The following is a 14,714-nucleotide window of genomic DNA, read 5'->3' on the forward strand; positions in this document are numbered from 1 at the left end:
CAATAAAAATAAAAACCCCGATAAAATCGAGGTTTTGTATAATTTTACATGGAAATATTTTCATTATTTCTTGATAAACTTCATGGATTTCACGAAGTCTTTGCCATTATAAGTTCTTACATAGTAAACACCGCTGACAAAATCTTTCACATCAATTTTATCTGTTTCATTCTTAATGAACGCTTTTTTAACTAATCTTCCTTCAGCATTGAAAATCTCCACTTCGTTGATCGGTGCCAAAGGAGAAGCAATAGAAATATACTGCGTGGTAGGATTCGGGAAAAGATTGATAGAATTGGCCTTTTCAACTTCATTTACTGATAAAAATGCGCATGCATTGGAATTCAGAAGACTTGCCCTCGGCCCTGCCATTGTATTGGTCTTGATTGTTTTCTGATCATTGGTAAAGAAAGCCATCTCTGTATCTGTCACATAATCCATAAAATTCATAAACATAGCGCCATTTGCAGTAGGCGTACACATAAAAGAGTTATCCGGAAAAACATTCCCTCCATAATGAGCATCATTAATAGCAGGCGTATCTGCACAGCCATCATCATTATCCAGTGTTCCACATGCACTTCCATCTTCTCCCCATGGGTGAAGAAATCCGAAATAATGTCCAATTTCGTGCGTTGCAGTTCGTCCTCCATTATAAGGATATGTAGCAGCACCGGTGGTTCCGAAATATTTATAACCAATGGCAAGACCGTCTTCCGGGTATCCGGCTGCATCTGGCAAATACGCCCATCCCAGGTATGGACTAGGCATATTTCCTACCCATATGTTCAGGTATTTGGTAGGATCCCATGCTGTAAGTCCTGAAGACAGATAATATTGGTTGGCAAAATCAAAATTTGAAGCAACAGACTTTCTTTCTATTCCTGTTGTAGAAGCTCCGGTAGGAGTTTTTGTTGCCATACAGAAATTCAGCTCCATATCTGCGGCATAAGGTTGAAATGCAGCAGGCACTACAGAATTAAAATCCGCATTCAGCTTTCTGAAATCATTATTAAGAACAGCTATCTGTGAAGCAATCTGAGCATCAGAAATATTCTGTGCTGCATTTCCATACAGGACATGTACTACAACCGGGATAGTCACTACAGTCTGGCCATTTTTAGCTGTGGTATTCGCTGCTGCACTTTTGCTCGTTAAATAATTTCTTAAATCTTCTTTTTTTGCCAGAGCCTGCGGATTTCTCGCATAAAACTCCTTCATTTTCAAATCAGTGGCACATGCTCTCTGACCATACACATTAGCCATAAGAAAGCCGGCGGTCAATAGTAAAATTTTTTTCATGGAAATATTATATATATAACCGGCAAATATAATCATTATTCTAAATTTTACTTCGTAAAACTAAAAATCCTCGTTTTTTTTAGAAATAAATAATAATAATATGTCTGGTAACATAATTATTTCTCAGTTTTATAGGAAGCAATTCACTCCTCTTAAAAATTAATCAAAGTTTAACCTAAGAAATAGAGGAAGAATCTTTACGAATTATTATTTTTGATAAAATATACACATTCAGAATGTCATTACACTTTAATCCACGGGATATTACTTGGCTTGCCTTTAATGAAAGAGTTTTACAGGAAGCCATGGACGAAAAGGTTCCTTTACATCTAAGAATACGTTTCCTCGGAATCTTCTCCAACAACTTAGACGAGTTTTTCAGAGTGCGTGTAGCCGGATTAAAGCGCGCCATGGATTTTAAAGAAAAAGTAATTGCTGAATCTTTCTACCAGCCCCCTTCCAAGATCCTTCAGCGCATCAACGAAATAGTGATGCGACAGCAACAGAACTTCGATAAAACCTGGAAAAAAATCCAGAACGAAATGGCTGAACATAAAGTTTTCATTAAGAATTCCAAAAACCTGACCGCAAAACAAAAAGAATTTGTCAGACAGTATTTTGATGAAGTGGTAGAATCCAATGTAATCCCGATCCTTCTTCATGAAAATACACCGATGCCTTATTTGAGGGACAAAAGTCTTTATCTGGGAGTAGCCATGAGAAAGAAAGACTGGCAGTATTCCAGTAATTATGCAATTATTGAAATTCCTTCCCGCTTTGTAGGCAGATTCGTATTATTGCCAACGGAAGATCCGGAAGAAAAAAATGTAATGCTGCTGGAAGATGTTATTACCTTCAATCTTCCGCATATATTTTCTTATTTCGGGTATGATGAATTTGCAGCCAATGCTTTTAAGGTGACAAAAGATGCCGAACTGGATCTGGACAATGACATCAGAACCAACTTCGCAGAAAAAATAGAAAAAGGACTCAAAAACCGAAGAAAAGGAAAGCCTACCCGTTTCGTCTTTGATAAAGATATGGATAAAGCCTTGCTGGAGCTCCTCATCAGGAAACTGAACTTAACGAAAAAAGACAGTATCATTCCAGGAGGAAAAATCCATAATTTCAAACACTTTATGGATTTTCCTGATGTTTTTGAAGCCTATGAAAGGCCGGAGGAGAGAACTTCTTTTACCCATCAGGCCTTTGAACATGGAGAAAGAGTGACAGATGTTATCCTGAAAGAAGACGTCCTGCTTACTTTCCCTTACCACAAATACAATCCGGTAATAGACCTTCTTCGTGAAGCCGCGATGGATCCGGACGTAAAATCAATACAGATTACCGCTTACCGTCTGGCGAGCAGCTCAAAGATTATCAATGCATTGATCTATGCTGCAAGAAACGGTAAGGAAGTAACAGTAATGCTGGAACTTCAGGCCAGATTCGATGAAGAATCCAATCTGGAATGGAAAGATATGCTGGAACCGGAAGGAATTACCGTTCTGGTTGGGCTTCCCAACAAAAAAGTACATGCCAAGCTCTGTGTGATCAAAAAAAGAGCCCATAACAAAACCATTCAGTATGGATTCGTAAGCACAGGGAACTTCAACGAAAAAACAGCAAGAATATATGGAGACCATCTGCTGATGACAGCCGATCGTGGCATCATGGCAGATATCAATAAAGTTTTCAATGTGCTGAAAAAACCGAAAGATGATTATCTTCCTGTTTTGAAAACATGTAAAAATTTATTAGTTTGCCCCCAGTTTATGCGTGAAAAGATTGTTCATCATATCGATAAGGAAATTGAGGAGGCTAAAGCAGGACGAAAAGCTGAGATCATCGTGAAAGTAAACTCTATGAGTGACCGTTCCCTGATCGAGAAAATATATGAAGCTGCCAAAGCCGGAGTGGTGACCAGAATGATCGTAAGAGGAATCTATTGTGCCGTAAATCAAAAGGAATTCAAAGAAAAAATAAAAGCCATCAGTATTGTAGACGAATACCTGGAACACGCCAGAGTTATGTATTTTTACAATAAAGGGGCTGAGGATATGTACATTTCTTCTGCAGACTGGATGACCAGAAACCTTGACTACAGAATTGAAGCAGCCGCTAAAATCACTGACAAGAATCTGAAGAAAGAATTAAAAGACATTCTTGATATTCAGCTCAGAGATAATGTAAAAGCAAGGATTTTAGACAAGAAACTGAGCAATGAATACGTAAGGAATGATAAAAAAGAATGCCGTTCACAAATAGAAACCTATACATATTTAAAAGCTAAAACAAGCAAAAAATGAAGATAGCAGCGATAGACATAGGGAGTAATGCAGCCCGCCTTCTTATCAATGAAGTAAAGATTAATAACAGAAAACCTGAATTTATCAAGCTGAACCTTCTCAGAATTCCTCTGAGACTGGGAATGGATGTTTTTACCATCGGTAAAATAGGTCCGGAAAGAGAAAAAATGGTTATTGATTCTATGAAAATCTTCAGTGATCTGATGAAAATATACAAAGTAGACCATTACAGAGCATGCGCTACCAGTGCTATGCGCGATGCAGCCAATGGTACTGAAATTATCAGCCAGGTAAAAGAAGCATCAGGAATCAATATCGAAATCATCTCCGGAGATGAAGAAGCAACCCTGATCTATGAAAATCATGTTGCAGAAGGTCTTGATAAAGAATTTGCCTATCTATACATTGATGTAGGAGGAGGTTCTACCGAGCTTACCTTTTACGAAAACGGTAAAATGGTTTACGAAAAGTCTTTCAATATCGGGACCATCCGTCTTCTCAATAATCTTGTAACAATGGATAACTGGAAAGAAATGAAAGATGAAATCAAGAAAAATATTGTCAGTAAAAAACCTATCGTTGCCATAGGCTCAGGAGGAAATATTAATAAAGTATTCTCTATGAGCAAAACCAAAGACGGAAAGCCCATGTCTCTTTCTCACCTGAAAAAAACATACAAAGAGTTCAACGAGCTTTCTGTAGAAGAGAGAATGACAAAATATAACCTCAGAGAAGACCGTGCCGATGTTTTGGTACATGCATTGAGTATTTTCAACAATGTGATGTCATGGTCTGATATCAGCAGAATATTTGTTCCTAAAATCTCGGTAGCAGACGGATTGATTCATAATATCTACAGTCAGCTGCAACATAAAAAGTAACAGCAAACAATAGTATTGAAGGCCAGCCATTTTGTGCTGGCTTTTATTTTGTCTTTGCGAGGAGCAACGCGACGAAGCAATCTCTATGCTCTCAGATGGTTTTTTACAATTTTTATTAGATTTTGGCTAAAGCCAATGGAAGGTAGATCATTTTTTAAGGCGGGCCAAAGCCCACCCCTATTGAATTTTATCAACAACATCTTTTATCTTTTATCTTTTATCTTTTATCTTTTATCTTTTATCTTTTATCTAAAATTTTAAAGTAAAACCTCTCCCCCATCCGTCATACCAATAGCAATAGTAAAACAATGAATCCAATCAAAATAATTCTTACAGGAGCTACAGGAATGGTAGGCGAAGGTGTTTTAATGGAATGCCTTGATAACCCTCGTGTTTCTGAAATACTGAGTATAAGCCGGAAGCCTTCCGGAAAAACACATCCTAAGCTGAAGGAATACCTTATTCCTGATTTCCTGTCAATAGATCTTAATGATGAACAGCTAAAAGGTTATGATGCCTGTTTTTTCTGTGCGGGAATCAGCAGTATAGGGATGAATGAAGAAGACTATACCAGAATCACTTACGATACTACCCTGCATTTTGCAAAAACTGTATTGAACCAAAATCCGGGAATGGTTTTCAGCTATGTCTCCGGAGCCGGTACAGACAGCACAGAGAGCGGAAAACTGATGTGGGCACGCGTAAAAGGCCGGACAGAGAATGATTTGAAAAGAATGAACTTCAAAGGAGCTTATAATTTCCGTCCCGGGTTCATGAAACCTATTGAAGGTCAATCGAATGTAAAATGGTTTTTTAAACCTTTTATTTGGATTTTTCCTGTATTTTTTCAGTCAAAATCATTAACTTTACAGGAAGTGGGTAGAGCAATGATCAATGTAACACAAAATGGATACCCTACAGCTACTTTAGAAATTAGAGATATTAAAAATTTAGCGATATGAGAGACATGTTAAAAAGAATTGTTCTGGTTATTTTTGTACTCTTGCTTGTGACTGCTGTTTCAGGATATTTTTATATGCAGAAACATCCTTTGGAAGGAAATAAATCAGGAAAGATTTTAAACTTTTCAGGAAAGTCAGGAAAATAGCTGAATCCTAAAATACTCTTTTGAAAATAATTTTATCTTCTATCGGAAATATACCTATTTTTTAAACATTTCTTAAGATTCCATTAAAATAGTTGCGGAACAGAAAGTTCATTTTTGCATATCTAATTGAAGTAAAAATGATTAACAACTACCTATTAAAAGGGTCTGTCATTGCCGCATTCTTTTTTCAGAGCGGACTTTTCGGACAGACACTGATTCATTACTGGAATTTTAACAATAATACTTCCGCAGCAGCTATTACCGCACCTTCTTCTACGCTGGTGAATGGTTCTCTTGCGGCGGTAGCAGGAGGTACAAGTGCCATTGATTTTGCAGGAGGTACAGGGCAGAATTTTAGTTCTCAGAATTTAAATGCCAGAAACGGTGATGTACCCGGTACCCATTTAAGATTCAATAATCCGATCGGAGGAGCTTTGCAGTTTAACCTTCCTACAACAGGATATAATAATGTCATTGCTAAGTTTACCACCAGGAGATCTGCACAGGGAGCAGGAACTCAGACCTGGTCTTATTCTACAGACGGAACTACATTTGTCCCATTCCAGACTGTCAATCCTCTGGATAATGATCCACAATTGATTACACTTGATTTTTCTGCCATTCAGGGAGCTAACAACAATCCTGATTTTAAATTAAAGGTTGAATTCTCCGCAACAGGTGGCGGAACGGGAGGAAACAACCGCTTTGATAACTTTACAGTAGATGCTACTCCTACAGGAGGTGTTGATACTACTCCGCCAACGGTTACCTATCTTCCGGTCAATAATACCAATAACGCATCAATTGCTGTACATCCTACATTATCTTTTAACGAAAATATAAGATTAACAGACAATTCCGCGATCAACGATTCTAATGCACAAAACCTTATAGATTTCCGTCTTGGAAATGTTACAGGTACACAAGTTCCCTTTACTACGACTTTCAGTAACAATATGATCACCGTGATTCCAGCATCCATACTGGTACCTGGGCAGACTTATTATGTAGCCCTTAAACCCAATATGGTAGAGGACTTCAGTGATAACAGTGTTACCGCAGTTACATCCAGTACTTTCACCACTGCAGGGACAACAATTTCTTTGGAAAAGAATTTCATCAAAGTCAATGAGAACGCAGGAAATCTTGCCTTTAAAATCAACGTCACGAATCCTTCAGCTTCTACGGTAAATCTTGTCGTAAAACCCGTACCTTTCAGTACAGCAGACAGTAATGATTTTACGTTAGCCAATCAGACGATCAATATTACGCCTTCCACTACAAGTTATACCGTTAATATCCCAATTATTGATGACACAGTGGCAGAACAACAGGCAGAATACTTTGCAGTAAGCCTTGAAAACCCTGTTGGTGCAACTATTTCCGGAGACAATACGGCAACTGTTTATATTGTAGATAACGATAAACCGGCACCGGTTCCTTCACATCAGATCCAACTGAATTACCTGGGAAGTTTTGACCCGTCAGGAAATAATAACAGTTCTACAGAAATTGTAGTTCATGATCCATCAACTCAGCGTCTGTTCACCATCAGTTCCATTACGGATGTTTTCGATATTATTGATTTTAGTAATCCGGCAATACCTTCAGTTGTAAAGACAGTGAATATGGCTCCTTATGGCGGGATCACAAGCATTGCTGTGAAAAACGGAATTATTGCGGCGGCATCTCCCAATACCGATCCTCAGCAAAATGGATCTGTAGTCTTTTTTGATATCAACGGAAACTTCATTAAACAGGTGACTGTAGGGGCTTTACCTGATATGGTAACTTTTTCTCCTGACGGAACAAAAGTCGTTACTGCCAACGAGGGTGAGCCTAATGATGCATACACGATAGATCCTGAAGGGACAATCAGTATCATTGATATTTCAGGAGGTATCGGAAATCTTACCCAAAGTAATGTGACAACGCTTAATTTCAACGGTTTTGAATCTCAACTGGCTGCATTGACTGCGACTGGTTTAAGAAAGGTAAGAACCAACAATACGCTTTCCCAGGATTTGGAACCTGAATATGTTACCATCAGCGCAGACAGCCAGAAAGCATGGGTAACACTTCAGGAAAATAATGCAGTGGCAGAAATTAACCTGGCTACCAAAACCATCACAGGAATCTGGGGATTAGGTAAAAAAGATATGAGCCTTCCGGGGAATGGTTTTGATGCTTCAGATAACAATGGTGAGGTGCTCATTGCCAACTGGCCGGTAAAAGCCTATTACGTTCCTGATGCGGTACAGAATTATAAAGTAGGAAATACCCATTATATTGTAACAGCCAATGAAGGAGATGAAAAAGATCTTTCAGGTTATAGCGAAAGAACCACTGTGGGAGCAGCTAATTATATTTTAGATCCTGTTATATTCCCTAATTCAAGCATTTTAAAAGCTTCACATAACCTTGGAAGATTCAGGGTTTCATCGGCTACAGGAAATACAGATGGAGATTCAGAGTTTGAAGAAATGGCAGCTTTGGGAGCACGCTCATTCTCTATTTTCAATGCAGATACCAGACAGATTGTATATGACAGTGGCGATCAGTTTGAAAGATATATTGCAGCCTATCATCCGTTGATTTTCAATGCAGATAATGAATCGAACGCAGTTAAAAGCAGAAGCCGTGCAAAAGGACCTGAACCGGAAGGGATAGCATTAGGAAACATCAACGGGCAGACTTACGCTTTCATCACATTAGAAAGAACCGGCGGTGTTATGGCATATAATATCACAGATCCTAACAACCCTACTTTCACCGATTATAAGCATTCCCGCTCTACATCCGCATACGGAGGTGATAATGGTCCTGAAGGAATCATCTACATTGCTCCTGAAAATACAACTACCAATAAGGGATATGTAATTGTTGCCAACGAAATCAGTGGAACATTATCCATGTATGAAGTGTCAACACCTGCTACACTGGGAGCAGGTGAGATAAAGGCTGAACAGGCTACCTTCAATGTGTTCCCAAATCCTGTAATCAAAGGAAATACACTTTATTTCAACAGAAAACAGGATTACGAATTGTACGATATGTCCGGAAAATTAATTGGAAAAGAAAAGAATGCCTTAACAATAAACACTTCCCATCTTTCTACAGGTGTTTATCTTGTAAAAACTTCGGAAGGACAGATCAAAAGAGTCATTGTAAAATAAATATACATCACAGTATATCACAGATTAAAGCTTCGGACTTCCGGAGCTTTTTGTTATGGGGAAATCAAAGAAATTCATTAAAAGTAATCCTTAAAAAGCATTTTAATTAATATGATTTAACTTTTGAGATACCTGCACAAATCATTTTATTTCTATATTTACCCTTAACAAAAACCCAATTCACAATGAAAAATATTAAACGAGCAGGAATTCTTGCCATCCTGTTATTAGGAACAGGGACCGTTTTTTCACAGTCCAGAAAAACAGAATCTGCAAAAGGGGTAGAAAAAACCGACAATGATAAAATCGTACAGGTGGAAGGTGTAGGACACAAACTCAATTATACTCTTAATGGAGGAGTTGCAGAAGTAGAAGGAGGTGGTAATACTGTAACCATCAAAGGAAGTGCAAAAAAAATTACAGTATCGGGAACAGGCAATAAAGTATACATTGACAAAGTAGATAAAATATCCATGGAGGGTGGTGATAATATAGTCTACTATCGTACTTCCGGAACAAAATCAGGGAAACCTGATGTTTCAATTACGGGAATAGGAAATAAAGCTGTAAAACAGTAAAATATTTAGAAAGATAAGTTGCATGTTCGGATTTGCATTAGATACAGGAAATGAACCTGAAATCATTACGTTAATAGATCAGGTAAAGAATATTGAGGGATCTAATCCTATTGCTTATAAAAAAATCAGGCTGGTAAATGTTCATAACATTTCCAATCTTATTTCTGCTATAGAAAATGCCTCTAAAATTTACCAGAATAATGGTCTTATTTGTAAACTTGATTCACAAAACAATATTATATCTGGTACTTTTATCAAAAGCATTAAAATAAGTAAGTCCAAAAAAAACATTATTCTAACCGGTTTTGCATGGACAAGTCCAAAAGGGTATCAAAAAGCTCTGGATATGAAACTCAATAATGAAATTAATAAAAAGAATATCTGGAAAAGTTTCAGAAAAGATGAACTGCAGGGGTGGCTTGTTTATGCTTTACATTCCCATAACCCTAAAATAAACAGGGAAAATATCAGCATTCAGATTGATGGAAATGAATTTCATAGTCTAGATGGCTTTTTCTGTATACTGGGAGAAGAAATCCATGGAGTTTCTGGATATTTCGGACGAAGTCTATATGCTTTGTATGATTGTCTCCGGGGAGATTTCGGAGTAAAATCCATTTCGGAACTCAATTGGATCAATCATAAAAGAAGTAAAAAAATCCTGAAAACAAAATTTATACAAATCGTTCAGATTTTTGAAGATCACAATATAAAGGTTCTATTGAATTAAATTTATTATCAGAAACCTGACGGGTTTGGTTAAGCTTAACAGGTTAAACTTATTACTGTTAATACAAATAAAAAGACAAGCCTTAATAAAAAAGCCTGTCTTTTTAAAAATATCTCAGATATAATTACTCTACGTTGATTACCTTTTCGATTTCCGGAGCATGTTGTTTAATGGTATTTTCAACACCCAGCTTTAAGGTTGAAAAATTCAATGAACACCCGGAACAGTTACCCAAAAGTTTCACAAACACCTGATTATCTTTCACATCAATAAGCTCAATATCACCCCCGTCTTTATTCAAAAACGGTCTGATGCTTTCCAGAGCTTCCATTACTCTTGTTACTGTATCTTCGTGCGTTATGTTTGTTTCCATATTTTTTCAGTTCAATTCGGTTTCTTCAAATTTTATTGAAATTATTATTATTTTGCTTTGGGTGAGCATCCTGCCATCGTAGAAATCTTCACTGCTTCAGTAGGAGGAAGATTTTTATTTCTTTCCACTAAGCTTTCCACCATTTTTCTGGCAGTTTCTGTGTAGATATCTGCAATTTTAGATCCTTCCTGAAGCGCAGCAGGTCTTCCAACATCTCCTGCCTCTCTGATGCTTTGGATCAATGGAATTTCTCCCAATACAGGAATTCCAAGATCTTCAGCTAAATATTGTGCTCCCTGATTTCCAAAGATATAATATTTATTGTCAGGAAGTTCTTCCGGTGTAAAATACGCCATATTTTCGATCAAACCAAGAACCGGAATGTTAATACTTTCCATCTGGAACATCGCAATTCCCTTTCTTACATCTGCCAATGCAACATGCTGAGGTGTGCTTACGATTACCGCTCCTGTTACCGGTACTTCCTGAATAATTGATAAGTGGATATCACCTGTTCCCGGAGGAAGGTCAATTAATAAGAAATCCAGCTCTCCCCAGGCAGCATCTCTGATCATCTGGTTCAATGCTTTTGAAGCCATGGGACCTCTCCATACTACAGCCTGATTAGCCCCTGAAAAATATCCTATTGACAACATTTTTACCCCATAATTCTCAATAGGCTTCATCAGATTCTTACCATTAACTTCTACAGAGATTGGTTTTTCACCTTCTGTATCAAACATGGTAGGCACTGAAGGACCATAGATATCAGCATCTAACAATCCTACTTTAAAGCCCATTTTAGCTAGTGTTACTGCCATATTTGCAGACACTGTAGATTTCCCTACGCCTCCTTTTCCGGAAGCAATAGCGATAATATTTTGAATTCCCGGAATTTGTTTTCCTTTGATCTGGCTTTGCTGAATTTCACTAGGTTCCGGAGAAACGATTTTAAGTTTCAAATGAACGTTTTCTCCAAACTCACTGGCAAAAGCCTGTTTCATGGCTGCCTCCAGTTTTTTCTTTTCGTGCATTGCAGGAGAATGAGCAGTCATGTCAATATACACATCATCACCCATAATCTGAAGATTATTCACCAAATCATCTACTTCTATTTCTTTAAGGAATTCCTGAACCTTTTCTTTCGTCAACATATAAATATAAATTGTTTACAAATTTACGCATTTTTTTCGGTAATTTAGAATCAATAAAATCTATAATATCAGGTGATAAATCAGATCATTAAAAATTTTTTATTTCTGTTTTATATTCTGATGCCACATCAAGTTTTAGAAAATAATTGATATGAAAACTTCGTCTTATCCTACCAAATATGCACAACCAAAAGGGATTTTCAACCTTGGAAAAACAAGATTCAAATGGTATGATCTGGCATCTGATCCTGCAGAAATTTCCCAACAGGATATCAATAATGCACAGAATTGTATTGAAAATTCCCGGGAAAACTTTCAGAATATTGATGATCTCGGATTCGTCATTATGCACCGTTGCGGAGAACATTATCTTCTGCTTGTTTGTACCTGGCGAAGCGAAAACGAACTGTGGGAAAGTGTATATTATGACGGTTCCGGAAAGTTTGAAGTATGGGACAGAAGCAAAACCCACCTTCCCACGTACTGCGTCTGGGAAATGGGAATTGTCTATCATGAATCTCAATCCTGGAAAAAATATCTGGGCTCCGGACGGGAAGGAAAAAACAAAGATGAATATCTTAAGGATTTCTTTGTGGGAGAAGTTTAAATATTTTGCATTATCATTCTAATGAAGAATCTCACAAAAAGAAGAGCTTCTTCATTCCACTCCGTTTTATTCGGAATGACATAAGTATAAAAAACAATCTAAATCCAGACTATCAGTTCGCTCTGTTTTTTTCATCAAATCTTACATTACGGTCCATTCCTTTTACTTTTTTATTTCCAAAAGTATAGGTTGCAGATACCGTAAGTCTTCGGGCATCATAGTAATTATTGTAGGAATGCGTTCCTGTCGTATAATAGATTTCACCCAAGCTTTTACTTTGTTTGAAAATATCTGAGACAAAAGCATTCAGCTGTAGGCTTTTTTCCATAAGATTTATCTTAACACCTGATGTAAAGTTTCCTGCAAATTTCATATAAGAATTCCCGGAATTGGAAGGCAGACGGAACCAGTAATTCAGGATCAGCTGTACGGTTTTGCTTTGATTGAGCGATACATTATTCTGAAAATCAAAATCATAGCCGTTTCCTTTTCTGGCAAGGGCATCTGTTGCAAAAACATCAGTACTCATATAAGAATAATTGGCAGAATAATTCGCTTCCCATTTTTTGAAAAAAGTATCAGAATAGTTAAGCGACATCCCAACACTATTCTGATTGTAATAGTTTTCAAAGGTACTTACTCTGTTTTCCCCTTTCAAAGTGGCCAGCTGCCCAAAAGCCTCCAATGTTCTCTGAAAATAAGCTGATGCCGATAATTTTCCTTTATAAACATAGGAAAACTCAAAATTATGATTGATAGACGGCTTCAGGAAAGGATTTCCTGTAAAATAAGAATTGATATTGATGTACCAGCGGTATGGATTGATTGCTCGGAAACCAGGTCTGTTAATTCTTTTGGAATAATTCAGGTTGAAGGTATGGTTTTCATTGCTTTTATAGCTGATATAAGCTGTAGGAAAAAATTTCCCGTAGGAATTTTCAGTCTGTTGCCCGGAAGTCAGAGAATTTCCGTTGACTACAGAATACTCATACCGTAAGCCTGCTTTTGCTGACCATTTTTCATTGAAAGATTTCTCAAAACTGATATATGCAGCATAGTTTTTCTCATGATATTCAAATTCATTACTTTTCAAAGGATCCGTAATGTATTCTCCATTGGTTAAATTCTGATAGAATATATTGGAATTATTATCAAAATTAGTAAACTTCACTCCAGTTTCTGTCTTTGCAAACTGATAAGGCAATGTAAGGTCCGCCTGCCCGGAATAAATTTTATAATCTACACTAGATGGCGACTTTACGACAAATCGGTCTCCCGAGCTTTCTGTAGTGTTAAAATCAATAGTTGTTTCTGGTGTATTGGAAAAATAATTTCCTGTAATACTCAGTTTATTATCCTGTTTTCCGAATTTAAGATCATAGTAAGCACTGGCAGTATGCTGTCTGCTGGTCGCTCTGTGTTCAGCATAAGTCAGCAGTGTATTGGTATAATTACCATTCTGGAAATAGTTGGAAGTATTTGTGATATCCATATTGGAATGCCCGAATCCTAAATCATAAATAAATCCAATATTAGACTTTTTACTCAGCTGATAATCCAGACTTAAGTTCGCTCCAAGTCCATCTCCAAAATCCCTTCTGTTATCATTACTTTTAAGACCATCCACGCCTTCTATCCAATAATTCTCATAAGAATGTTTTTCATTCTTATTTTGTCTCAGCTTTAATGAAGTCCGTAATTTTTCGTTCTGATAATTGATGGTCACACTGTTGGAATTACCTGTATAGGTCTGTTGCTGAAGCGTACTCGTAAGACTTCCGCTCCATCCCAGGTTCTGATTTTTCTTTAAAACGATATTGATCAGTCCACTGTTTCCCTGGGCTTCGTATTTCGCTGGAGGTGCAGTAATGACTTCAATTTTTTCAATGTTTTCAGACCTGAGACTTTTCAGATAGGTAACCAGTTCGGCATCTGACAGGTTCAGGATCCGGTCATTGATCATCACTGCTACTCCACTTTTCCCGACAATTGAGACACCGGTATTATCATCTACTTTTACCAATGGTGTTGTGGCCAAGGCATCTGCTCCATCCATCCCCTGTGAAGCAACAGAATTGGAAACATTAAATACAAGCCTGTCCGCTTTCCTCTCAATCAGCTTTTTTCTGGCAGTCAGCGTAACACCTTCTATCTGTTTTTCTTTATTTTTTCCGATAAAAAAATCCTGCTTCACCTCTCCGTTTATGGTTACCTGCTTAGAGGAGATCTCTATTCCGTCCTGGATAAGCGTAATATTATAGTTACCGTTTTCTGAAAGTTTCAGTGAATAATTTCCTTTTTCATCTGAAATAGCAGTCTGTTTCTTCTGGTGTTTTATGGCAACCACCTCAACGTAAGGAACAGCATTTCCGGTTTGAGTGATTCTCCCTGTTATACTTTGAGCCATTGCAGCTAAAGGCAACAGCATGACCACAGCAAGTACTATCTTCTTCATGAATGATATTGTTTTTTAATAAGACAAACCGTTAACGTCTT

General features: G+C 37.4%; 12 protein-coding genes. 8 read left to right on the forward strand and 4 right to left on the reverse strand.

Going from position 1 to position 14,714, the window contains the following annotated elements; genetic code table 11:
• Positions 1–63: 63 nt before the first annotated feature.
• Complete coding sequence (locus tag AC3FI7_RS10945) at positions 64–1,302, reverse strand: zinc-dependent metalloprotease (protein WP_172617084.1); 1,239 nt, start codon at positions 1,300–1,302, stop codon at positions 64–66.
• 236 nt (positions 1,303–1,538) lie between these two features.
• Here AC3FI7_RS10945 and ppk1 point away from each other — a divergent pair, with 236 nt between their 5' ends.
• The 7 genes from ppk1 (at position 1,539) to AC3FI7_RS10980 (ending at position 10,084) form a co-directional block, all read left to right on the forward strand.
• Entirely contained in the window at positions 1,539–3,611 is a 2,073-nt protein-coding gene (gene ppk1 / locus AC3FI7_RS10950) for a polyphosphate kinase 1 (RefSeq protein ID WP_142724804.1), read from the forward strand.
• Positions 3,608–4,492, forward strand: coding sequence for a Ppx/GppA phosphatase family protein (locus AC3FI7_RS10955; RefSeq protein ID WP_142724805.1), 885 nt, complete (start codon positions 3,608–3,610; stop codon positions 4,490–4,492). The genes ppk1 and AC3FI7_RS10955 overlap by 4 nt, the downstream gene beginning before the upstream one ends.
• 308 nt (positions 4,493–4,800) lie before the next feature.
• On the forward strand, positions 4,801–5,454 hold the full coding sequence (locus AC3FI7_RS10960; protein ID WP_491462030.1) for an NAD-dependent epimerase/dehydratase family protein: 654 nt from the start codon (positions 4,801–4,803) through the stop codon (positions 5,452–5,454).
• Positions 5,451–5,600 carry a hypothetical protein gene (locus AC3FI7_RS10965; protein ID WP_172617085.1) on the forward strand — a complete coding sequence of 50 codons (150 nt, stop codon included), beginning with the start codon at positions 5,451–5,453 and terminating at the stop codon, positions 5,598–5,600. The genes AC3FI7_RS10960 and AC3FI7_RS10965 overlap by 4 nt, the downstream gene beginning before the upstream one ends.
• A 137-nt stretch (positions 5,601–5,737) precedes the next feature.
• On the forward strand, positions 5,738–8,776 hold the full coding sequence (locus tag AC3FI7_RS10970; protein WP_491462031.1) for a choice-of-anchor I family protein: 3,039 nt from the start codon (positions 5,738–5,740) through the stop codon (positions 8,774–8,776).
• A gap of 185 nt (positions 8,777–8,961) precedes the next feature.
• Complete coding sequence (locus tag AC3FI7_RS10975) at positions 8,962–9,354, forward strand: DUF3060 domain-containing protein (RefSeq protein ID WP_491462032.1); 393 nt, start codon at positions 8,962–8,964, stop codon at positions 9,352–9,354.
• A 22-nt stretch (positions 9,355–9,376) separates the two neighbouring features.
• On the forward strand, positions 9,377–10,084 hold the full coding sequence (locus AC3FI7_RS10980; protein ID WP_491462033.1) for a barstar family protein: 708 nt from the start codon (positions 9,377–9,379) through the stop codon (positions 10,082–10,084).
• A 124-nt stretch (positions 10,085–10,208) separates the two neighbouring features.
• Here AC3FI7_RS10980 and AC3FI7_RS10985 read toward each other — a convergent pair whose 3' ends face one another.
• Positions 10,209–10,457, reverse strand: coding sequence for a NifU family protein (locus tag AC3FI7_RS10985; protein ID WP_002977212.1), 249 nt, complete (start codon positions 10,455–10,457; stop codon positions 10,209–10,211).
• A 47-nt stretch (positions 10,458–10,504) separates the two neighbouring features.
• A complete protein-coding gene (locus AC3FI7_RS10990) occupies positions 10,505–11,611 on the reverse strand; it encodes an Mrp/NBP35 family ATP-binding protein (protein WP_142724810.1) in 1,107 nt (368 codons plus the stop codon).
• A 151-nt stretch (positions 11,612–11,762) separates the two neighbouring features.
• On the opposite strand from AC3FI7_RS10990, the gene AC3FI7_RS10995 reads away from it, so the two are divergent.
• Complete coding sequence (locus AC3FI7_RS10995; protein WP_491462034.1) at positions 11,763–12,218, forward strand: hypothetical protein; 456 nt, start codon at positions 11,763–11,765, stop codon at positions 12,216–12,218.
• 112 nt (positions 12,219–12,330) lie between these two features.
• Here AC3FI7_RS10995 and AC3FI7_RS11000 read toward each other — a convergent pair whose 3' ends face one another.
• Positions 12,331–14,673 (reverse strand): TonB-dependent receptor domain-containing protein, encoded by a 2,343-nt coding sequence (locus AC3FI7_RS11000; protein WP_491462035.1) that lies wholly within the window; start codon positions 14,671–14,673, stop codon positions 12,331–12,333.
• Positions 14,674–14,714: the final 41 nt, after the last annotated feature.

Source organism: Chryseobacterium sp. TQ-BC-N36 (assembly GCF_058382295.1).